This is a genomic window from Streptomyces sp. NPDC005820 (assembly GCF_040630255.1).
In the GTDB taxonomy this organism is placed as follows: Bacteria; Actinomycetota; Actinomycetes; order Streptomycetales; family Streptomycetaceae; genus Streptomyces.
In genome coordinates, this window is record NZ_JBEXXE010000001.1 from 376,008 (window position 1) to 396,770 (window position 20,763).

The 20,763-nt window shown below is 70.1% G+C and carries 17 protein-coding genes and 1 pseudogene; 7 read left to right on the forward strand and 11 right to left on the reverse strand.

Features of this window, described 5'->3' with window-relative positions:
- The first annotated feature begins 137 nt into the window (after positions 1–137).
- Positions 138–545, forward strand: a complete 408-nt coding sequence (locus tag ABZ464_RS01680; protein WP_359269334.1) for a hypothetical protein — start codon at positions 138–140, stop codon at positions 543–545.
- 163 nt (positions 546–708) lie between these two features.
- Here ABZ464_RS01680 and ABZ464_RS01685 read toward each other — a convergent pair whose 3' ends face one another.
- Positions 709–912: a DUF397 domain-containing protein gene (locus ABZ464_RS01685; protein ID WP_359269336.1), complete on the reverse strand. Its 204-nt coding sequence runs from the start codon at positions 910–912 to the stop codon at positions 709–711.
- Positions 909–1,739: a helix-turn-helix transcriptional regulator gene (locus tag ABZ464_RS01690; protein WP_359269339.1), complete on the reverse strand. Its 831-nt coding sequence runs from the start codon at positions 1,737–1,739 to the stop codon at positions 909–911. Before ABZ464_RS01690 ends, ABZ464_RS01685 begins: the two co-directional genes overlap by 4 nt.
- Positions 1,740–1,914: 175 nt before the next feature.
- On the opposite strand from ABZ464_RS01690, the gene ABZ464_RS01695 reads away from it, so the two are divergent.
- Positions 1,915–2,529 (forward strand): ATP-binding protein, encoded by a 615-nt coding sequence (locus ABZ464_RS01695; protein ID WP_359269342.1) that lies wholly within the window; start codon positions 1,915–1,917, stop codon positions 2,527–2,529.
- An 81-nt stretch (positions 2,530–2,610) separates the two neighbouring features.
- On the opposite strand, the gene ABZ464_RS01700 is transcribed toward ABZ464_RS01695, so the two are convergent.
- The 5 genes from ABZ464_RS01700 to ABZ464_RS01720 form a co-directional block, all read right to left on the reverse strand.
- A complete protein-coding gene (locus tag ABZ464_RS01700; RefSeq protein ID WP_359269345.1) occupies positions 2,611–3,174 on the reverse strand; it encodes a hypothetical protein in 564 nt (187 codons plus the stop codon).
- Between the two features lie 136 nt (positions 3,175–3,310).
- Positions 3,311–5,008, reverse strand: a complete 1,698-nt coding sequence (locus ABZ464_RS01705; RefSeq protein WP_359269348.1) for a glycoside hydrolase family 13 protein — start codon at positions 5,006–5,008, stop codon at positions 3,311–3,313.
- Positions 5,009–5,222: 214 nt separating this feature from the next.
- Positions 5,223–6,140, reverse strand: coding sequence for an ABC transporter permease subunit (locus ABZ464_RS01710; protein ID WP_359269351.1), 918 nt, complete (start codon positions 6,138–6,140; stop codon positions 5,223–5,225).
- Positions 6,141–6,153: 13 nt separating this feature from the next.
- Positions 6,154–7,158: a sugar ABC transporter permease gene (locus ABZ464_RS01715; RefSeq protein WP_359269354.1), complete on the reverse strand. Its 1,005-nt coding sequence runs from the start codon at positions 7,156–7,158 to the stop codon at positions 6,154–6,156.
- A 115-nt stretch (positions 7,159–7,273) separates the two neighbouring features.
- Positions 7,274–8,548 (reverse strand): extracellular solute-binding protein, encoded by a 1,275-nt coding sequence (locus ABZ464_RS01720; protein WP_359269357.1) that lies wholly within the window; start codon positions 8,546–8,548, stop codon positions 7,274–7,276.
- 394 nt (positions 8,549–8,942) lie between these two features.
- Here ABZ464_RS01720 and ABZ464_RS01725 point away from each other — a divergent pair, with 394 nt between their 5' ends.
- Positions 8,943–9,977, forward strand: a complete 1,035-nt coding sequence (locus ABZ464_RS01725; RefSeq protein WP_359269360.1) for a LacI family DNA-binding transcriptional regulator — start codon at positions 8,943–8,945, stop codon at positions 9,975–9,977.
- Between the two features lie 143 nt (positions 9,978–10,120).
- A complete protein-coding gene (locus tag ABZ464_RS01730; RefSeq protein WP_359269362.1) occupies positions 10,121–10,981 on the forward strand; it encodes a phosphatase PAP2 family protein in 861 nt (286 codons plus the stop codon).
- Positions 10,982–11,779: 798 nt separating this feature from the next.
- On the opposite strand, the gene ABZ464_RS01735 is transcribed toward ABZ464_RS01730, so the two are convergent.
- A complete protein-coding gene (locus ABZ464_RS01735) occupies positions 11,780–12,679 on the reverse strand; it encodes a LysR family transcriptional regulator (RefSeq protein WP_359269365.1) in 900 nt (299 codons plus the stop codon).
- An 85-nt stretch (positions 12,680–12,764) separates the two neighbouring features.
- Between ABZ464_RS01735 and ABZ464_RS01740 the strand changes: the two are divergent.
- A pseudogene (locus tag ABZ464_RS01740) lies at positions 12,765–13,613 on the forward strand (DMT family transporter); the annotation flags it as partial.
- 28 nt (positions 13,614–13,641) lie between these two features.
- Here ABZ464_RS01740 and ABZ464_RS01745 read toward each other — a convergent pair.
- The gene (locus ABZ464_RS01745) at positions 13,642–16,647 is read right to left on the reverse strand and encodes a bifunctional [glutamine synthetase] adenylyltransferase/[glutamine synthetase]-adenylyl-L-tyrosine phosphorylase (RefSeq protein ID WP_359269368.1); all 3,006 of its coding nucleotides are present in this window, start codon (positions 16,645–16,647) and stop codon (positions 13,642–13,644) included.
- A 177-nt stretch (positions 16,648–16,824) separates the two neighbouring features.
- Between ABZ464_RS01745 and ABZ464_RS01750 the strand changes: the two genes are divergently transcribed.
- Positions 16,825–17,271, forward strand: coding sequence for a VOC family protein (locus tag ABZ464_RS01750; RefSeq protein WP_359269371.1), 447 nt, complete (start codon positions 16,825–16,827; stop codon positions 17,269–17,271).
- 15 nt (positions 17,272–17,286) lie between these two features.
- Here the strand turns inward: ABZ464_RS01750 and ABZ464_RS01755 are convergent, their stop codons facing one another.
- The gene (locus ABZ464_RS01755) at positions 17,287–18,363 is read right to left on the reverse strand and encodes a S8 family peptidase (protein WP_359269373.1); all 1,077 of its coding nucleotides are present in this window, start codon (positions 18,361–18,363) and stop codon (positions 17,287–17,289) included.
- A gap of 172 nt (positions 18,364–18,535) precedes the next feature.
- Here ABZ464_RS01755 and ABZ464_RS01760 point away from each other — a divergent pair, with 172 nt between their 5' ends.
- On the forward strand, positions 18,536–19,063 hold the full coding sequence (locus tag ABZ464_RS01760) for a hypothetical protein (RefSeq protein ID WP_359269376.1): 528 nt from the start codon (positions 18,536–18,538) through the stop codon (positions 19,061–19,063).
- A 48-nt stretch (positions 19,064–19,111) separates the two neighbouring features.
- Here the strand turns inward: ABZ464_RS01760 and ABZ464_RS01765 are convergent, their stop codons facing one another.
- Complete coding sequence (locus ABZ464_RS01765) at positions 19,112–20,473, reverse strand: glutamine synthetase family protein (protein WP_359269379.1); 1,362 nt, start codon at positions 20,471–20,473, stop codon at positions 19,112–19,114.
- Positions 20,474–20,763 lie beyond the last annotated feature (290 nt).

The window sequence follows — 20,763 nt, forward strand, 5'->3', positions numbered from 1 at the left end:
TTCAGAAACCTTGCGGTGGCGCGATGTTAAGGGTGTGATGGCCGAGAAGGGCAGGGGGTGGCGTGAAAGAAGTGCAAGAAGTTGTGGATTGACGCCTCAGGGCGCTGTTCTGGTCGAGGACAGGAAGAGGACAGGGAATGCCGGATTTCGTGCGGGAGGGACGTCTGTTCCGGGTGGTCGGCTTCGAGGCGTCGCACCGGCAGCTGCTGCTGCGCAGCGACGCCACGGCCGTCGACAACACGGACACCCGCATCGAGGTGTACTTCGGGCATGTGGAGCTCATGCTGCTCAAGCCCATCTACCAGAAGGGGATCCACATCCGCCCGGCGTCGGAGGCGGAGTTCGCGGTGCTGAAAGAGCGCCACGACCTCCCCGCGGAGGATGCGGGCTTCACCTGGATGATCGAACCGGACGGTGACAGCTTCGTCGTCTCCGGCAGCCCCTCATGGCGCGAGGCGGACCGCGAGTTCGAGGACCCGTCTCTGTTCGACTTCTCTCAGCCCTGGCCCCCGGACTTCCCCGTGCAGTACGGCAGCGTCGGCTGACGCGGATGGCACGCTGAGGGGCCCCTTCGCCAAGCCCCAGGACCCGTCACCGTCTGGCAGCGTCACAGGTGAGCCATGAGGCGGGGGGCTGCTGAACGTACTGCGGAGGCGGACATGCGCGGGGCCCTGGGCAAGCAGACGCCTGCCGAGGGCCCTGTTCCTGTCAGAGTGCCGCGCCTTGGACGAACGCAGTCCAGGCCGTGGGTTGTACGGCCAGTGCGGTACGGGTTGTGTCCTTTGAGTCGCGGACGTGGACCATGCCGGGGCGGACGGCGACCTCTACGCATTCGCCACCGTTGCCAGCGCTGTAACTGCTCTTGAACCAGGCCAGTCCGTCCAGGCCGAGCTTGGCCTTATCCCCGCTCATCTCTCTCCCAACAGCTTCTCGATCAACGCATGTGATTCTGCCGGAGTGTGGGCCTGGGCGCGCAGAGTCCCGTACGTGCGTTCAAGCTCCCGGACCCTCTGGCGCTCCGTGTGCACGCGGCTGTCGCCTTGTACCTCCGCGTAGGCGATCCTGCGCCCGTCCTTCATCTCCATCAAGGTGAACGGACCAGCCAATCCCGCATGTTCCTGTCGGGAGAGCGGCATCACCTGGATCTCCACGTTCCGCCTCTCCTTGATGAGCAGGAGCTGTTCCAACTGTCCTCGCCATACCGCCGCACCACCGAGCGGACGCAGAAGTACGGCCTCCTCGATCACAAAGCTCAGATGCGGAGCGGGTCGCCGATCGAAGATCCCCTGGCGTGCCAGTCGAGCTGCCAACCGCTGCTCGATGACCTCTTCATCCAACTGCGGGAGCCACATGGCGAAGACCGCCCGCCCATACTCCGGCGTCTGCAGCAGTCCTGGCACTGCCTGGGTGGCGAACACGTGCAGTACAACTGCCTCGGCCTCCAACTTGGCCGCATCCCGAAAGAACGCCGGATACTGAGCCCGAGCCATCTCCTCCTTGCTGGCGCTCAGCACCCCACCAGCCCCGAGCACCTGATCCGCCCGGTCGATGAACTTCGGCGGCGGAATGCGCCTCGCCTGCTCGAACGACGCGATCGTCGAGGCCGAGTACCCGGTCCTCGAACCGAGCTTGGCGCGGTCCATCCCCGCCCGCTCCCGGAACAGCTTCAGCTGCCGCCCGAACAGGCACAACATGCCTGTCCCGACCTCATACTCCGGCTGCTGAACCTCGTCGTCCACGCCGCAACTCCTCCCGTACGACCCTCACGGCCACCGGACTCCGCCCGCCCAACGCACGGCCCTGGATCCGGTCACGCCGACACCACGTACAACCGCGCCGCCCACGTGTACAGCCCGCACCCGTCAGCACGTCGCTCCTGTTCAACGCTACGCAGAGTCCGCGACCGTTGACCGTATGAAGTCAGCAACTCCCCCGAACGGGCATATGCCACAGCACCCGGCACCCGAACGCGAGTTCGCCATGCGCTTCACCTCGACCCCACGCGGCGCCCGCCTCGCCCGCCGACTGGTCTCGCACCGCCTGGACGACTGGGGCCACCCATACACGACCCCGATCAACGAGACCCTCACCCTCATCACGGCCGAGCTCACCGCGAACGCCGTACGCCACGGGCACATCCCCGGCCGGGACTTCCACGTCCAACTCAGCCTGGTCGAGGACACCTTCCGCATCGAGGTGACCGACACCCGAGCCGAGAAGCTGCCTCCGTCCACTCCCCCGATCTCCGACTTCACATCCGAGCCCGGCCGTGGCCTGCTCCTCGTCGCCTCCCTCGCGGACGACTGGGGCGTCACTCCTCGCCCGGCCACCCCCGGAAAAACGGTATGGGCTGAGCTGCGCGTACCGACCGGGGGCCGCTCGCACACCCACCCGACGGCCCCTCGTCCGGCAGGCTCGGCATCGGCATACGGGGACGACACCGAGTCGTTTCCGGCTCCTTTCTCACTGGGGCGCGACGGCCTCGGGTTTCCGCCGGGGAAAGCCAGTTGTGGAAATCGTCGTCCGTGAGTCCATGCTCGCCCCGCTTCTGCTGGCGGTAACCAGCCCCCGCAGAATCCGTCGACATCCGGGATCTCGGGCATGAGGTCCTCAGTGACCGAACGGGTCCAGGGGCTTGGACGTCCCGTAGTCGCCCCACTGCAGTGAAACCTCGTCACCCTTCCATGGGACGTTGTGGAACACGGCCCATGAAAGGAGGAGTCGGTGCTGCGGGCTGAGGTTGGCATTCCAGTCCGGGTGGTCGCTGCAGAGGTCATGCTCCGCCTCGACGTGGCCGATGTTCTTCCCGTCCCTGAATATGGTCTCTCTGACGTTGCTGGTGTCCCAGCCTTCGCAGGTCAAGTAGAGAACGTTGTCCGACGTGTTGGCATAGATCACGTCGACCTGCCAGCGGGTCGGTATTCCGCCTTCCCACGGGAACACCTGACTGGCTATCCAGGAAACCTGTAGCTCTCCATCGTCCGAGATGATGGTGCTGTCACCCTGCGTGGCGTACGCCCCCTCCTCGGGAAATGAACCGGTAGCGGCCGTTGCCGGTGCGCTCACCGGAACGCCGAGACCGACTGTCGCAGCCATCATCACCGGAGTCCACGTAGCCAAAACCCTTCGGATGTTCATCCGGACCACATCCACGGAGGAGTCTGATTCGCTCACCTCTTTACAGGTGAGCACAGGCCCTCGTTCGTCGCACATCGATCAAGAGGTCCACATACTCGGGGCCGAAGGCACCGAGGTGGAAGACAAAGGACCCCACCACTCCCGAAGAAGCGGCAGGGTCCTTGACGGCAGGTCAGGCCGTGGTCCACCACCACGCGGTCGTGTCGGCGGGGATCTTCGTCCCGGCGTCCGTCTCGGCCACCTCGCCGCTGGTGAGGAGGACACGGCCGTACGACGGGACGCGGACCGACTCGGTGGAGGTGTTCGCCACGCACACGAAGTCGCCGCGGCGGAAGGCTAGGACGCCCTCCGGGGCCTTCAGCCACTCCACCGCGTCGCCGGCGCCCAGGTCGGGCTGGGTGCGGCGCAGGTGCAGGGCGCGGCGGTAGAGCTCCAGGGTGGAGCCGGCCACGCCCTGCTGGGCCTCGACGCTCAGTTCCGCCCACTCGGCCGGCTGGGGCAGCCAGCTGCCGCCCGTGCCGAAGCCGTACGACGTCCCCTCGCGCGTCCACGGGATCGGCACCCGGCAGCCGTCGCGGAAGCCGTCCTGGCCGGCGCCGCGGAAGTAGGCCGGGTCCTGGCGGACCTCGTCGGGGAGGTCGACGACGTCGGGCAGGCCGAGTTCCTCGCCCTGGTAGACGTAGGCCGAGCCGGGCAGGGCCAGCATCAGGAGGGTCGCGGCGCGGGCGCGGCGCAGGCCCAGCTCGCGGTCGCCGGCGGTGCGGATCTGGGTGCCGAGGCCGGGCGGGTTGGCGAAGCGGGTGGCGTGGCGGGTCACGTCGTGGTTGGAGAGGACCCAGGTGGCCGGGGCGCCGACCGGGCGCATCGCCTCCAGGGTGCGGTCGATGACCGTACGGAGTTCCTTCGCGTCCCATTCCGTCGACAGGTACTGGAAGTTGAAGGCCTGGTGGAGCTCGTCGGGGCGGACGTAGTTCGCGGTGCGCTCGACGGTGGGGGTCCAGGCCTCGGCGACGAAGATGCGCTCGCCCGAGTACTCGTCGAGGATGAGCCGCCACTGGCGGTAGATGGCGTGGACGCCGTCCTGGTCGAAGAACGGCATGACATCGTTGCCCAGCAGTTTCAGCTGGTCGTGGGAGCCGAGGTCGGGAAGACCGGCGGCCTTCACCAGTCCGTGGGCGACGTCGATGCGGAAGCCGTCCACGCCCATGTCCAGCCAGAAGCGCAGGATCGAGCGGAACTCGTCGCCGACCGCGGGGTGTTCCCAGTTGAAGTCGGGCTGCTCGGGCGCGAAGAGGTGGAGGTACCACTCGCCGGGCGTGCCGTCCGGCTCGGTGACCCGGGTCCAGGCGGGACCGCCGAAGATGGACTCCCAGTCGTTGGGCGGGAGTTCGCCGCTCTTCCCCTTGCCGGGGCGGAAGTGGTAGCGGTCGCGGAGGGGGGAACCCGGCCCCTCCGCGACCGCCCGCTTGAACCACTCGTGCTGGTCTGAGGAGTGGTTGGGGACCAGGTCGACGATGATGCGCAGGCCCAGCTCGCGGGCGTCGCGGATCAGGGCGTCGGCGTCGAGCAGGTTGCCGAACATCGGGTCGACGGCACGGTAGTCGGCGACGTCGTAGCCGGCGTCGGCCTGCGGGGAGGCGTAGAAGGGGCTGAGCCACACGGCGTCCACGCCGAGGTCGCGCAGATACGGGAGGCGGGAGCGTACGCCTTCCAGGTCGCCCATGCCGTCGCCGTTGCTGTCGGCGAAGCTGCGCGGGTACACCTGGTAGATCACCGCGTCCCGCCACCAGTCACGGCGTGGCCCGACGGTGGCGACGGCCGCTGCGGAGGTGGGGGTGGGGGCCTGGGCTGCGGAGTGCTGCTGGCTCATGGCGTCCTATACGTAACAGAGTCATCGGGCAGAGGTGGATTCGGCGGGGGGACGAGGCGGCCGCGGTCACAGCGGGGTCGGATGGTGACCACGGCCGCCAACCGCGCCCTCGAAGGGGCGCGGGGCTCTATCGATATGCGGCTCCGCCGCGTGGGCGCGACCGGCCACGACGGAGCCGCGGACGAACGACGGCCCCTCGCGGCTCAACCGGCGGTCAGCCCTTCGTGCCGCCCGCCGTGAGACCGGTGACCAGGTTCTTCTGCACGAGGTAGAAGAACGCGGCGGCGGGCAGGGCGATCAGCACCGCGGTGGCGGCCATGAGGTTGCGCTGGGCGTCGTGCTCGCTGACGAAGGACTGCAGGCCGACGGCCAGGGTGTACTTGTCGTCGCTGAGCATGAACGTCGAGGCGAAGGCGACCTCGCTGAAGGCGGTGAGGAAGTTGTAGAACGCGGCCACCGCGAGGCCGGGCTTGGCGAGCGGCAGGATCAGCCGGAAGAAGGTGCCGAACGGGGTGAGTCCGTCGACGCGTCCCGCCTCGTCGATCTCGAAGGGGATGGTGTCGAAGTACCCCTTGAGCAGCCACGCGCTGTACGGGATGACCGTCGTGCAGTAGACGAGGACCAGGCCGAAGTAGTTGTCGATGAGCTTGAGGTCCGAGAGGATCTGGTACATCGGGACCATCAGGACGGCGACCGGGAACATCTGGGTGACCAGCAGCACCCACATGAACTTCTTGTAGCCGGGGAAGCGCATCCGGGAGACGGCGTAGCCGGTGGTGGCGGCGATGAGCACGCCGATGGCCGTGGTGCCGAGGGTGACGATCAGCGAGCTCTTCAGCCAGTCGAAGAACTTGGTGTGTTCGAGGACGAACGTGTAGTTGTCGAACGTCATCTTGTCCCAGATGCCGCCCGGGTGGAGATAGTCGTCCTTGTCCGGGCCGAGGGACAGATAGACCAGCCAGAGGATCGGGAACAGCGCGATCAGGCTCGCGACGGTCAGGATGCCGTGGGAGGCGAGGGAGGCGGCGAGGCCCGTCTCGCCGCGGCGGCGGACCCGGCGCGGTGCCGTCGGTGCCTTCACGGGGTTCTCCTCGCTCGCCGGGGCGGAGGTCTGCGCAGTGGTCGTACTCATGAGAGCTCCTGCCTCAGATCGCGAGCTGCTGCTCGTTGCGGCCCAGCCAGCGGCGGTAGAAGGAGGTGAAGACGATCAGGATCGCCAGCAGCAGGATGCCGTAGGCGGCGGACTGGGCGAAGTCGCGCGGCTGCTGTCCGAAGCCGAGGTAGTAGGCCCAGGTGACGAGGATCTGCGCGTCGGGGGCGGTGTTGCCGAACAGCAGGAAGATCACGGCGAACTGGTTGAAGGTCCAGATGATGCCGAGCAGGACGACGGTGGAGCTGACGGTCCGCAGGCCGGGGACGGTGACGTACCGGAACCGCTGCCAGGCGCTCGCGCCGTCCATCTCGGCCGCCTCGTAGAGGGAGGCGTCGATCGACTGGAGGCCGCCGAGCAGGGAGACCATCATGAACGGCACACCGCACCAGGTGTTGACCATGATCGCGGCGAACCGCTGCCAGAAGGTGTCCTCCAGCCAGGAGGGCGACGGCAGGTGGAGGGCGTCGAGGGCGGAGTTGATGATGCCGCCGTCGGCGAGCATGAAGCGCCAGCCGAACACCGTGACGAAGGTGGGCACCGCCCAGGGCAGCACCAGGATCAGCCGGTACAGGGTGCGGCCGCGCAGCTTCTGGTTGAGCAGCAGCGCGAGGCCGAGGCCGAGGGTGTAGTGCAGGGCGACACAGGCGGCCGTCCATACGATGGTCCAGATGAAGTGCGACCAGAAGCGGTCGTACGCCGTGGGGCCCCAGAGGATGTCGGCGTAGTTGTCGAGGCCGATGAACTTGTACGTGGCGTCGATGTGGTTGACGCCGATCGTGCGTGCGGTGTTGAGGCTGTTGGCGTCGGTGAGGGTGAGGTAGAGGCCGTACACCAGGGGGTAGAGCACGAGGACGCCGAGGACGACCGCCACCGGGGCGATCATGGCGTAGGCGTACCAGTGCTTGTGGTAGCCCCGCTTCAGGCGCCCGCCCAGGCCGGGCCCTGGCTCACGGTCACCGCGGCGCTTGCCGGTCGCGCGGTCGATGGCGACTGTCATGGTTCGACACCTTCTGGGTCTTCACGCTGGATCTTCGAGGGGGGTGTACGGCTCACAGGCCGGTGGCCGCCGGATCCCTCCCCCGTGTGCGAGGGATCCGGCGGCCACGCGGGGCTCACTTGCTGAAGTCCGGCACCAGCTTGGCGATGGCGGTCTCGGCGGTGCTCAGACCCTGGTCGAGGGACTCCTTGCCGCCCGCGATCTTGGGCAGTTCGGTGTCGAGCGGGCCCCACAGGGAGCTGTACTCCGGCAGCGCGGGGCGCGGCTGGGCGGCGGCGAGGACCGCGCCGTAGCCGGCGATGCCCGGGTCGGCCTTGACCTCGGTGGTGTAGGCGTCGTCGCGGGTCGGCAGGGTGGAGTTCTTCAGCGCGATGGTCGACTGGGACTTCGCGGACGTCATGAAGTTGACGAACTTCAGCGCGGCGGCCTGGTGGGCCTTGTCCGAGCCGGCGTAGACCGAGAGGTTGTGGCCGCCGGTCGGGGCGCCCGCCTTGCCGGTGGAGCCGGCCGGGACGGTGGCGATGCCCAGGTTGGCCTTGTCCTTGAAGGCGGTGCCCTTGTAGAAGTTGGTGATCTCCCACGGGCCCTGGATGATCGCGGCGACCTTGCCGTTGACGAACGCGTCCTGGATGTGGGCGTAGGCGTCGGCGGTGGTGTCGGCCTTGTGCAGGCCCTTGCCGTCGAAGAGGCTCAGCCAGGTGCCGTACGCCTTCTTCGCGGCGGCGGAGTTCACCGTGATCTTCTTGGCGGCGGCGTCGACGGTGTCGGTGCCCTCGCCGTAGAGGAAGGTCTGGGCGTAGTAGGCCTGGGTGGAGCCCCAGTAGCCGTCGACGCCGGTCTTGGCCTTGACGGTGGCGGCGGCCTTCTTGAGGTCGTCCCAGGTCTTGGGGGCCTCGGTGATGCCGGCCTTCTCGAACAGCGCCTTGTTGTAGACGAGCGCGAGGGTGTCGGTGACGAACGGCACGCCGTAGGTCTTGCCGTCGTACTTGGCCTGCTCGATCAGGTTGGACTTGAACTTGGCCTGGTCGGCGAGGGCGTCGGTGCCGTCCAGCGGCAGGAAGTAGCCCTTCTTGGCGAAGGCGGGGGTCCAGCCGACCTCGGAGCGCAGGATGTCCGGGGCGCCGGAGGCACCGGCGGCGGTGTCGAACTTGTTCTGCGCCTGGTCGAAGGGCACGTTGACGTACTTGACCTTGATGTCCTTGTTTGCGGCCTCGAACTCCTTGACCAAGGCCTGGTACGTCGGCGCCTCATTGGTGGCGTTGGAGGTGTCCCACCAGGTGATGGTGACCGGCCCGCTCGAGTTGTCGCTGCCGCTGTCGTCTCCGCCGCAGGCCGTCGCCGCGAGGGCGAGGGACGCCACCAGTGCGGTGGCCGCTATGCCACGCCGCATGAGTTCTCCTTGAGGGTGAAGGCCCGTGTAGCTCCAGGGGGCGGTCCCGTCCACCGTCCCTGTCGACTTGGCCGACTAGCGCCGTTGCCGCCGCCGGGCGTGGCCGAACGTAACAGCGTTGTAAGCGGCGCGAAAGTCCTTGCAGCAAAAATATGCAAGAAGGCCGGGAAGTTATCCGGGCGTGACCGGACAGCGACCGCCGTGAGACGCTTGTTTATGCCCGTCGAGCACGTGGGGCGGTCTATGCAAGACTCTGCAAGCTCTTGCCATCAACTTTCATGAAGGACCACGAGGGAGCGCGATGACGCAGCAGCCCGGACGAGGCAGGCCAGCGGGTCGGCCGCGGCGTCCGATTGGTGTGCAAGGCGACACCTGGCCGGTACAGTCCACGTCTGTGACCACACGGCTTGCCGACATCGCTGCGCAGGCGGGGGTGAGCGAAGCGACCGTCAGCCGCGTCTTGAACGGCAAGCCTGGCGTCGCCGCCACCACCCGCCAGTCCGTGCTCGCCGCACTGGACGTCCTGGGCTATGAACGCCCGGTCCGGCTGCGTCAGCGCAGCGCGGGCCTCGTCGGCCTCATCACGCCGGAGCTGGAGAACCCGATATTCCCGGCCCTGGCCCAGGTCATCGGGCAGGCGCTGACCCGCCAGGGCTACACCCCCGTGCTGGCCACCCAGACCCCGGGCGGCTCCACGGAGGACGAGCTGACCGAGATGCTGGTGGACCGCGGGGTCGCCGGCATCATCTACGTCTCGGGCCTGCACGCGGACACCACGGCCGACATGCAGCGCTACGAGCAGCTGCGCGCCCAGGGCGTCCCCTTCGTCCTCGTGGACGGCTTCTCGCCGAAGGTCCAGGCGCCGTTCATCTCCCCCGACGACCGGGCGGCGATGACCCTCGCGGTCACCCACCTCGCCTCGCTCGGCCACACCCGGATCGGGCTCGCCCTGGGTCCGAAGCGGTTCGTGCCGGTCCAGCGCAAGATCGAGGGCTTCGTCCGCACGATGCAGGACCAGCTGGGGCTGAGCGCCGAGCAGATCGAGGCGGAGCTGGTCCAGCACTCCCTCTACACCCTGGAGGGCGGGCAGGCCGCGACCACGGCCCTGATCGACCGGGGCTGTACGGCGATCGTCTGTGCCAGCGACATGATGGCGCTCGGCGCGATAAGGGCCGCCCGGCAGCGGGGGCTCGCGGTCCCCCAGGACGTCTCGGTGGTCGGTTTCGACGACTCCCCGCTGATCGCCTTCACCGATCCGCCCCTCACCACGATCCGCAAGCCGGTCCCGGCGATGGGGCAGGCCGCGGTGCGCACGCTCCTCGAGGAGATCGGCGGGACGCCCGCGCCGCACAGCGAGTTCGTGTTCATGCCGGAACTGGTGGTGCGCGGTTCGACCGCTTCGGCCCCCGGGGACCGCAATCGCCCCTGAATCCTCCCCGGGGTGGAGGAAAAGGGGGTTTCCTCCCCTGCGCCGGTAGGAGACGATGGGGTTCGTCCGCCGTAGAACATGCGGGGGCAACCCGACCGGAGGATGATCGGGCCAAGAGGGCTTTTCTGGCAGACTTTGTGTCCATGGGTGACTCGACCGTGACGCCGTTGGAAGGCCGTGAGCAGGCGCTTCCACAGCCCGTCGCGGCCGGGTCCCGGGAGCGCCGATTCGCCCGGCTGCGCTCCCCGCGCCGGCCCCGCCTCTGGTTCGAGATCCTGCTCATCGCGGTCAGCTACTGGACGTACTCACTGATCCGCAACGCCGTGCCCGAGCAGCGCTCCGAGGCCCTGCGCAACGCGGACTGGATCTGGCGCATGGAGCACCATCTCGGACTCGCCTTCGAGCAGTCGGTCAACCACGCCGTGAACTCGGTGACGTGGCTGATCGTGGGCATGAACTATTACTACGCGACGCTGCACTTCATCATCACCCTGACCGTGCTGGTCTGGCTCTACCGCAGCCATCCCGGGCGCTACGCCGCGACCCGTCTGGTCCTCTTCGCCACCACCGCGGTAGCCCTGGTCGGCTACTACTTCTATCCGCTGGCGCCCCCGCGGCTGCTGACCGGCGGCCACTTCGTCGACACCGTCATGGTCCACCAGACCTGGGGCTCGATGGCCTCGGGCGACCTCAAGCACATGTCGAACCAGTACGCCGCGATGCCGTCCATGCACATCGGCTGGTCCCTGTGGTGCGGCCTGACGATCTTCGCCCTGGCCAAGCTGCCCTGGGTGCGGATCCTGGGCCTCCTCTACCCGGCGGCGACCCTGCTCGTCATCGTCGCCACCGCCAACCACTTCTGGCTGGACGCGGTGGGCGGCATCATCTGCCTCGCCTTCGGCTTCACGGTGGCGGCCCTGTGGTACGGCACCCTGCCGTACGCCTTGCCGAGAGCGGTACCGGCACGGGGACGGGGCGGCCCACTCCTGCCCACCAAGGCGTAGCCCTGCGGGCGGCGGGGGCCGGGGGTTGCACCGGAGGCGGCACCGGGGCGGTACGCGGGCGACGATACCGAGTGGCTGGGCCGGCGGGGACAGGCGGGCCGGTGGCGTCGGGCGGGCCGGTGGGCTCAGGCAGGTCGGTGGGGTCAGGCAGGTCGGTGGGGTCAGGCAGGTCGGTGGGCTCAGGCAGGTCGGTGGGCTCAGGCAGGTCGGTGGGGTCAAGCGGGTTGATGGGGTCAGACGGGCCAGTGGCGTCGGGCAGGTCGGTGGGGTCAGGCAGGCCGGTGGGGTCAAGCGGGTTGATGGGGTCAGACGGGCCAGCGGCGTCAGGCAGGCCGGTAGGCTCAGGCAGGTCGGTGGGGTCAAGCGGGTTGATGGGGTCAGACGGGCCAGCGGCGTCGGGCGGGCCAGCGGCGTCAGGCAGGCCGGTGGGCTCAGGCAGGTCGGTGGGGTCAGGCAGGCCAGCGGCGTCAGGCAGGCCGGTGGGGTCAGGCAGGTCGGTGGGGTCAGGCGGGCCAGTGGCGTCGGGCGGGTCAGTGGCGTCGGGCGGGTCGGTGGCGTTGGGTGGGGTCGGTTCGGCGCCGTCGGCGGCCACCGGCGTGGCTGAGCGGCGTCGCGGCGGGATGAGATGGGCCGCCGGTTGTCCCGTCGCCGCAGAACCAGAAGCACCGGCCGCCGTCCAACCGCCGCAGAACCGGGCGCTCCGGCCGCGCAGGCGTAGAAGCGCCCGCGGAAACCGATCGCCAAGGGTGCGCCACGGGTGTGCGCGAGCACGGCACAGCCGGTCGGCGGCGGCGCGGGTCAGGCAGGTGGTTGGGCGGTCTCCTGCAGTGCGGTGATGAAGGCGTCCAGGGCGGGCTGCGGTGGGGCCGTGTCCCGTACGGCCGTGTGAAGGGTGCGCACGGGCACGGGCTCGCGTACCTCGCACACCACGACCCCCGGGTGCCGGCTCCCCAGTCCCAGTCGGGGCACCAGACTCACGCCCAGCCCGGCCGCGACGAAGCCCTGCGCGGTGACGTAGTCCTCGCTCTCCACGACGAACCGCGGCCGGAATCCCACCGCCGCGCAAGCGTCCAGCTGGGCGTCGAGACAGGGCCCCGGCCACTCACTCCCGACGAACGCCTCCTCGGCGAGTTCCGCCAGCCGCAGCTTGCGCCGCCCGGCGAGCCGGTGGCCGCGCGGGAGTACGGCGAGATAGGGGTCGTCGAGCAGACGCACCACCCGCACCCCGCTCTCCCGCGCGCCCTCCCTCCGCACCACGAGGGCGAGATCGGCCCGCCCCTCCCTGACGTCCGCCAGGGCGTCCTCGGGGTCGGTGGTCAGCTTCAGATCGACCTGGACGCCCGGGTGCCGCTCCCGCAGCCGGGCCACGGCAGGCGCCACGAGCCCCGCCCCCGCGGTCGCGAAGTACCGCACGGACAGCCGCCCGATCCGCCCCGCCACCAGATCGGCGAGCGCGGTCTCGGCCTCGGCGACCTGCCGCCCGATGGCCTCGGCGTACTCGGTGAGCAGCAGCCCCGCGGCCGTGGGCCGCACCCCCCGCCCCACCCGCTCCAGCAGCTCGACCCCGGCCTCCTTCTCCAGGGCGGCGATCTGCTGGCTCACCGCGGACGGCGTGTACCCCAGCACCCCGGCGGCCCCCGTCACGGACCCGCTCCCCACGACCGCCCGCAACACCTGCATCCGCCGCACATCAAGCATGCGCCCAGGTTAATACAGTTCAGCTTAACGAACCATCCAGAACCTTTCACTTGTCCTCACAGAAGAAGCGGGTCACGGTGGAGGCATGCCCCTCGCCTCCACCCTCCGTATGGCGGCCCTGGCCCTGTTCTGGGGCTCCGGCTTCCTCTGGATCAAGCTGGCCCTCACCCACGGCCTGACCCCGGCCCAGATCACGATCGCCCGCTGCGCGCTGGGCACGGCCGTACTCCTCCTCCTGGCCCGCCGCTCGGGCCAGCGCCTCCCCCGCGACCGCACCACCTGGCTCCACCTCACCGTGGCCGCCCTGTTCTGCAACGCCCTCCCGTTCGCGCTGTTCGCCCTGGGAGAGCAGCGGGTCGACTCGGGGCTGGCGGGGGTCCTCAACGCCACGACCCCGCTCTGGTCCCTCCTCATCGGCCTGGCCCTGGGCACCGACCGGGGCGCGCACCCGGTCCGGCTGACCGGCCTGGTCCTCGGTTTCGCCGGTACGCTCCTGATCTTCGCCCCCTGGCAGCACGAGGGTCTGTTCAGCGGGCCCGCCCTGGCCCTGCTGGCGGCGGCGGCCAGCTACGCCGTCGCCTTCGCCTACATGGCCCGCCATCTCGCCGTACGGGAGGCGCCGCTGGCCATGTCGGCGGCCCAGCTCCTGACCGCCACGGCCTGGACGACGCTCGCCCTCCCGGCGGCCGGCCCGCTCCGCCCGGACCCGGTCGGACTGCTGGCGGTGACCGCCCTGGGCGTCCTGGGCACGGGCCTGACCTTCTACCTCAACTACCGCCTGATAGCGGACGAGGGCGCGACGGCGGCGGCCACGGTCGGCTATCTGCTGCCGGTGGTCTCCGTGGCGCTCGGCGCCCTGGTCCTGGACGAGCACATCGGCACCCGCACGCTGGCCGGCATGACAGTGGTGCTCGCGGGGGTCGCCCTCACCCGGAGAACGCAGCCCGTCAGCCCCCAGCCCGTCAGCCCCCGTAGAACAGCTGCTCCACCACCCCCCGGGCCCGCCGGGCGGTGCGCCGATAGCCGTCCAGCAGCTCCCCCACCCGTCCCGGTCCGTACCCCAGGTAACGGCCCACGGCGGTGAGTTCACGGCTCTCCGAGGGGAACGTGTCCCCGGCCCGGCCCCGGACCAGCATCACGGCGTTGCGCACCCGGGTGGCCAGCACCCACGCCTCGTCGAGGATCTCCGCGTCCTCCGCCGCGATGAGCCCGGCCGCGCACGCGGCCCCGAGCGCCTCCCGGGTCCGCGTGGTCCGCAGCCCCGGCTCCGCCCATCCGCGCCGCATCTGGAGCAGCTGCACGGTCCACTCCACGTCGGACAGCCCGCCCGGCCCGAGCTTGGTGTGCAGCTTGGGATCGGCACCGCGCGGCAGCCGCTCCGACTCCATCCGGGCCTTCAGCCGCCGGATCTCCCGTACGGCGTCCTCCCCGAGCCCCTCCGCCGGGTACCGCAGCGGATCGATCAGCTCGATGAACCGCCGCCCCAGCTCCTCGTCTCCCGCCACGGGTTCGGCCCGCAGCAGCGCCTGGGACTCCCACACCAGCGACCAGCGCCGGTAGTAGGCCTCGTACGACTTCAGGGTCCGCACCAGCGGCCCGGACTTCCCCTCGGGCCGCAGATCGGCGTCGATCAGCAGCGGCGGATCGGCGCTCGGGATCTGCAGCAGTCGGCGCATCTCGGCGACCACCCGGTTCGCGGCCTCGGAGGCCTCGCGTTCGTCGCTGCCCTCCCGCGGCTCGTGCACGAACAGCACGTCGGCGTCCGATCCGTAGCCGAGCTCGTGGCCCCCGAAACGGCCCATGCCGATCACGGCGAACCGCGTCGGCAGGGTGTCGCCCCAGCCCTCGCGCACCACGGCCCGCAGCGTCCCCGCGAGCGTGGCCGCCGTCAGATCGGACACGGCGGCGCCGACCCGGTCCACCAGCGCCCCCTGGTCGGGCTCTGCGGGCTGTGTCTCCGTGCCGTACGAACTGACGATGTCCCCGGCCGCCGTACGGAACAGTTCCCGTCGGCGCACTCCGCGGGCCGCGGTGACCGCCTGCTCGGCGTTCTCCGCGCGCCCCACCGTGGCCAGGATCTCCTGCTCCAACTGGGCCCGCCCGCGCGGCTGGAGCCCGCCCCCGTCGCCGTCGCCGTCCCCGAGCAGCGCCACGGCCTCCGGGGCCCGAAGCAGCAGATCCGGGGCGAGGCGGCCGGCCGACAGCACCCGCGCGAGGTTCTCGGCGGCGGCCCCCTCGTCCCTCAACAGCCGTAGATACCAAGGGGTCTTGCCCAACGCGTCCGACACCTTGCGGAAGTTGAGCAGCCCGGCGTCCGGGTCGGCGGAGTCGGCGAACCAGGCGAGCAGCACGGGCAGCAGGGTGCGCTGGATGGCGGCCTTGCGGGTGACGCCCGAGGCGAGCGCCTCCAAGTGCCGCAGCGCGGCGGCGGGGTCCGCGTACCCGAGGGCGACCAGCCGCTCGCGCGCCGCCTCCAGGCTCAACCGGGCTTCGCCGGTGGCCAGTTGGGCGACGGCGTCGAGCAGCGGCCGGTAGAAGATCTTCTCGTGGAGGCGCCGGACCACGGCCGCGTGCCGCTTCCACTCCCGGTTCAGCTCCGCCACCGGATCGGTCCGCAGGCCGAGCGAGCGTCCGAGGCGCCGCTGATCGTCCTCGTTCTCGGGGACGAGATGGGTGCGCCGCAGCCGGTACAGCTGGATGCGGTGCTCCATGGACCGCAGGAACCGGTAGGCGTCGTCGAGCTGTACGGCGTCGGCGCGTCCCACGTACCCGCCCGCGGCCAGCGCCTGCAGGGCGTCCAGGGTGGTCCCGCTGCGCAGCGAGGCGTCGGACCGCCCGTGCACCAGCTGGAGCAGCTGGACGGCGAACTCGACGTCCCGCAGCCCGCCGGGCCCGAGCTTCAGCTCGCGCTCGATCTCGGCGGCCGGAATGTTCTCGACGACCCGCCGCCGCATCTTCTGCACGTCGACGACGAAGTTCTCCCGCTCGGCGGCCTTCCACACCAGCGGCTCGACGGCGGCGATGTACTCGGCGCCCAGGTCCAGGTCGCCCGCGACCGGCCGGGCCTTGAGCAGCGCCTGGAACTCCCAGGTCTTGGCCCATCGCTGGTAGTAGGCGAGATGGCTGCTGAGCGTCCGCACGAGCGGCCCGTTGCGCCCCTCGGGCCGCAGATTGGCGTCGACGGGCCAGATGGACCCTTCCACGGTGGTCTCGGAGCAGATCCGCATCATGTGGGAGGCCAGCTTGGTGGCGGCCCGCAGGGCCTTGCCCTCGTCGGCGCCGTCGACGGCCTCCCCCACGAAGATGACGTCGACGTCGGAGACGTAGTTCAGCTCGTGGCCGCCGCACTTCCCCATGGCGATGACGGCGAGCCGGCACAGCGCGGCGTCCTGCGGGGCGGCCGCCATCGCGATGCGCAGCGCCGCGCGCAGGGTGGCGGTGGCGAGGTCGGCGAGTTCGGCGGCGGTCTCGGCGACATCGGTCGTCCCGCAGACGTCCCGGGCGGCGATCGACAGCAGACAGCGCCGGTAGGCGACCCGCAGCGACACCGGATCGTCGGCCGGTGCGAGGCCCCGCTCGAACTCCTCCACCCCGGGGTGCAGGTCCCGGGGCTCGTAGGTGAGCAGCGCCTCCCAGTCCCGCGGGTGCCGGGCCAGATGCTCGGCGAGCGCGGCGGACGCCCCCAGCACCCCCAGCAGCCGGTCCCGCAGCGGCTTGGCCGCTATCAGCGTGTCGAGCAGTCCGCGCCGGGCCGTGTGATCGGACTGCGCCTCCAGCAGCCGTACGAGACCGCGCAGCGCGAGATCCGGATCGGCGACCGCGCCCAGCGCCTCCAGGAGGATGGGATCGCTGCGCACCGGGGACAGCTCGGGCCCGTCCAGCAGCCGTTCGGCGGCGGAGGGATCGGTGAACCCGTGCCGCAGCAGCCGCGTGAAGGTACTGCTCCTGCGCCCCGGCGCCGCCGTCATCCCCGGCCTCCTCGACTCCGCTGACTCTGATCAAGGTCGTACGCAGTCGAGCGTAACCGGAGAGGTGCGGGGAAGCGCCGGGGCGAGGGCGGGTGAGTTCCGGATGACCGGTGGCGCCGCGGACGGTTTTCGGCTTCGGTGAGGGGGAGCCGTTGCCGAGGCCTGGGAGGACCGGGGATGCAGTACACGCTCGAAGTGATCCCGCTGCCCGTGAGCGACATCGACCGGGCCCGTGACTTCTACCGCGACAAGGTCGGTTTCCATGTGGACATCGACCAGGAGGTCATGCCCGGCATGCGGATCGTCCAGCTGACGCCGCCGGGCTCGGGGTGCTCGATCGCGCTCGGCGACAGCATCTGGGAGATGGTGCGGGGACCGCGCCCCGCGCCCGGCTCCTACCAGGGCCTCCAGCTGTGCGTGGCCGACATCGACGCCGCCCGCGCGGAACTGCTGGAGCGGGGCCTGGAGGTCGCCGAGCCGGTCCGCTACGCCCCCGACGACGGCGCCACCTTCCTGTACTTCACCGACCCGGACGGCAACGGCTGGGCGATCCAGGAGTACCGCCGCCGCGCCACGGAACCCCTGCACCAGGTCCTGACGGACCTGGCCCGCCCGACCTCGTGACCCGCGCTCCGCGGATCAGATGCCGCCGGTGTTGAGCAGCCGGTTGGGGGTGTCGGAGCGGACGCCGCGGACGACACCGGTGGTGGCGGTGTGGTCGAGCCAGACGTGGACCTGGCGGACCGTGGCGTGGGGGTGGGCCGACAGGTAGAGCGCGATCACGCCGGTCGCGTGCGGCGCGGCCCAGGACGTCGCGCCGCCGGTCTCGGTGTACGTGCCGCCGCCGGCGAGGGCGGAGGTCACCTTCTGGCCGGGGGCGTACAGGTCCACGCACCGTCCGTAGCCCGATCCGTAGGAGCCGCCGTCGTTCCACACGCGGTCGGTGGAGGTGGAGGCGGCCACGACGATGGTGCCGGGGACGCCGGCCGGGGAGTGCTTGCAGGCGTCGTCGTGGAAGTTGCCGGCCGACACCACCGTCGGAATCCCCGCGTCAACCATCTTCTTCACGGCGGACTCCAGGGCCGCCGACCGGTGGTCGAGGTTGAGCGACATGTTCACCACGGCGGGCTTCTGGGCGTGCGCGGTGACCCACTTGACCGACTTCACCAGGGCCGCCTCGGCCGCGGCCGACGAGCCGCCGCCGTCGCTCTCGCACACGACGCCCTGGACCCGTACCAGCTCCGCCTTGGGCGCCACGCCGTACTTCGCCCCGCCGATGATGCCGGCGACGAACGTGCCGTGCCCGGTCCCCGCCTCGCTGAAGCAGTCGCCGGAGTCCTTCGGGCCCACGAAGTCGGCGCCGAGGCGGGCGCGTCCGCCGAACTCCTTGTGGCCGATGTCCATCCCGGTGTCGATCACATAGACGTGGACGCCCTTGCCGGTGGCGGTGGTGGTGAGCTTCCCGTTCAGCGGCCGCGCACGCTGGTCCAGGATGTCCAGGTTCCACGGCACGCTCCGGGTGAGGCGCGGCGCCGCGGCCGGTGCGGCCAGCTTCTCCAGACCGCCGTCGGACGCCGCCGCCGAACCGGACGCCGCCGAGTCGGCTGCCGCCCCCGAACCGGCCGCCGCGCCGGCCTCCCCACCGCAGGCCGAAGCCCCGAACACCGTCGCCATGGCCACCGCGATGAGCCCGGCCTTCGTCACGTTTCGCGTCACAACGTCCCCCACTTGCCCGTTTCGCACACAGTCAGCGCACAAGACGAACACGGGACCCGAGCGGTTCCGACGGGCCTCCCGCAAGGGGCTGCCATGTGGTTGGGTCGTGATGGGTGGGGCGTCGGCGCTGGGGAGGGTCGCCGTGGTGTTCGGGTCGCGGAGCGGATTCGGTGTGGAGTTCCACGTCGAACAGGACCCGGGGCTGCTCTGCGTCGACCTCTTCGTCGGCGGGCTCCACGTGAACACGTGGGACAACGCGTTCTATCCGCCGCTGCTGGTCAAGAAGCTCAAGGACGAGCTCGGCCGCTTTCGCACGCCGACCGCGCCGCCGGCGGGCTTCGTCTCGCCGCTCGAGGCGTTTCGCCTTGCCGAGGACTGGATGTACGACGAGGCCGTTACGGAAACGGCGGCCGAGGCCGGGGCGGAGCTCGCGAGGTGGCGGTTCCTGGACTGGGGCGAGTGCACGGATTACGTGCTGGCGTTCGCCTTCCCCGACGGGGACCGGGTCCACCTCGCCTGCCGGGTGCACGGGGACGCGGGCCCGCAGGCGTCAGCGGTGGCATCGGTGAGCCGGACGTCGTTCGTCGAGACGCTGGAGCGCAGCCTCGTCGTCGCCGAACGCGAGTGGTCCTGCCGGCTCGCCGCCATGAAGGCCGGCGGTGACCCGGGGGACGTGCGCCGGGGGGCCGACGGTCCGTGACCGTCGGCCCCACCTGTCAGCGCGTCGGGAAACCCGCTCCGACCAGCGCTACAGCACCGGCAGGTTCTTCCGCAGCTCGAACGCCGTGACCTCCGAGCGGTACTCGTACCACTCCTGCTTCTTGTTGCGCAGGAAGAAGTCGAAGACGTGCTCGCCCAGGGTCTCGGCGACCAGGTCGCTGCGCTCCATGAGGGTGAGGGCCTCGCCGAGGTTCTGCGGGAGGGGCTCGATGCCCATCGCGCGGCGCTCGGCGTCGGAGAGGGCCCAGACGTCGTCCTCGGCGCCCGGCGGGAGCTCGTAGCCCTCCTCGACGCCCTTGAGGCCGGCGGCGAGGAGCATGGCGTACGCCAGGTAGGGGTTGGCGCCGGAGTCGAGGGAGCGGACCTCGATGCGGGCGGAGCCGGTCTTGCCGGGCTTGTACATCGGGACGCGGACCAGGGCCGAGCGGTTGTTGTGGCCCCAGCAGATGTACGAGGGGGCCTCGCCGCCCGCGCCCGCCGTGCGCTCGGAGCCGCCCCAGATGCGCTTGTAGGAGTTGACCCACTGGTTGGTGACGGCGGCGATCTCGGCGGCGTGCTTGAGCAGGCCGGCGATGAAGGAGCGGCCGACCTTGGAGAGCTGGTACTCGGAGCCGGACTCGTAGAACGCGTTGCGGTCGCCCTCGAAGAGGGAGAGGTGGGTGTGCATGCCGCTGCCGGGGTGCTCGGAGAACGGCTTGGGCATGAAGGTCGCCTGGACGCCCTGCTCCAGCGCCACCTGCTTCATGACCAGGCGGAACGTCATGATGTTGTCGGCGGTGGAGAGCGCGTCGGCGTAGCGCAGGTCGATCTCCTGCTGGCCGGGGGCGCCCTCGTGGTGGGAGAACTCGACCGAGATGCCCATCGACTCCAGCATGGTGATGGCCTGGCGGCGGAAGTCCATGCCGATGTTCTGCGGGGTGTGGTCGAAGTAGCCGGAGTTGTCGGCGGGCGTCGGGCGGGTGCCGTCCAGCGGGCGGTCCTTCAGCAGGAAGAACTCGATCTCCGGGTGGGTGTAGAAGGTGAACCCCAGGTCGGAGGCGCGGGCGAGGGCGCGCTTGAGGACATAGCGCGGATCGGCGAAGGAGGGGGAGCCGTCCGGCATGAGGATGTCGCAGAACATCCGGGCGGTGCCGGGGGCCTCGGCGCGCCAGGGCAGGATCTGGAAGGTGGACGGGTCCGGCTTGGCGATCATGTCGGACTCGTAGACCCGGGCGAAGCCCTCGATCGCGGAGCCGTCGAAGCCGATCCCTTCATCGAACGCCTGCTCGAGCTCGGCCGGGGCCACGGCGACGGACTTGAGGAAGCCCAGCACGTCCGTGAACCACAGGCGTACGAACCGGATGTCGCGCTCCTCGAGTGTCCGGAGCACGAACTCCTGCTGCTTGTCCATCTTGCGCTTCCCCATCCTTGCTGGTCAGGCCGCCTGTCTCCCCGTCCCACGGGAGGCGGTCGGGCACCTGAGCATCACACCACAACAGCATTTCATGCGCGTTGCGGACCTTGATCGCTCCAGCGTCCTCGGCCTGAACGGCTCTCATCCGCCGGATGTACTGCTCTCCCGCCCATCTTGCCTGTTCGCACCGACATCCGTAATGGCCGGATCGTCTCGCGAGTGACGGAGACCACGGGCTTTAAATTTGAATCTCAGATGCAATTTTTAATAGCGTCGAGGTACCGAGC

What these genes read in the sequence shown, in the direction of transcription:
- ABZ464_RS01680 (WP_359269334.1), top strand. Translation starts at nt 138, where the DNA reads ATGCCGGATTTCGTGCGGGAGGGACGTCTGTTCCGGGTGGTCGGCTTC.
- ABZ464_RS01685 (WP_359269336.1), bottom strand. Translation starts at nt 912, where the DNA reads ATGAGCGGGGATAAGGCCAAGCTCGGCCTGGACGGACTGGCCTGGTTC.
- ABZ464_RS01695 (WP_359269342.1), top strand. Translation starts at nt 1,915, where the DNA reads ATGAAGTCAGCAACTCCCCCGAACGGGCATATGCCACAGCACCCGGCA.
- ABZ464_RS01705 (WP_359269348.1), bottom strand. Translation starts at nt 5,008, where the DNA reads ATGAGCCAGCAGCACTCCGCAGCCCAGGCCCCCACCCCCACCTCCGCA.
- ABZ464_RS01710 (WP_359269351.1), bottom strand. Translation starts at nt 6,140, where the DNA reads ATGAGTACGACCACTGCGCAGACCTCCGCCCCGGCGAGCGAGGAGAAC.
- ABZ464_RS01715 (WP_359269354.1), bottom strand. Translation starts at nt 7,158, where the DNA reads ATGACAGTCGCCATCGACCGCGCGACCGGCAAGCGCCGCGGTGACCGT.
- ABZ464_RS01720 (WP_359269357.1), bottom strand. Translation starts at nt 8,548, where the DNA reads ATGCGGCGTGGCATAGCGGCCACCGCACTGGTGGCGTCCCTCGCCCTC.
- ABZ464_RS01730 (WP_359269362.1), top strand. Translation starts at nt 10,121, where the DNA reads ATGGGTGACTCGACCGTGACGCCGTTGGAAGGCCGTGAGCAGGCGCTT.
- ABZ464_RS01735 (WP_359269365.1), bottom strand. Translation starts at nt 12,679, where the DNA reads ATGCTTGATGTGCGGCGGATGCAGGTGTTGCGGGCGGTCGTGGGGAGC.
- ABZ464_RS01745 (WP_359269368.1), bottom strand. Translation starts at nt 16,647, where the DNA reads ATGACGGCGGCGCCGGGGCGCAGGAGCAGTACCTTCACGCGGCTGCTG.
- ABZ464_RS01750 (WP_359269371.1), top strand. Translation starts at nt 16,825, where the DNA reads ATGCAGTACACGCTCGAAGTGATCCCGCTGCCCGTGAGCGACATCGAC.
- ABZ464_RS01765 (WP_359269379.1), bottom strand. Translation starts at nt 20,473, where the DNA reads ATGGACAAGCAGCAGGAGTTCGTGCTCCGGACACTCGAGGAGCGCGAC.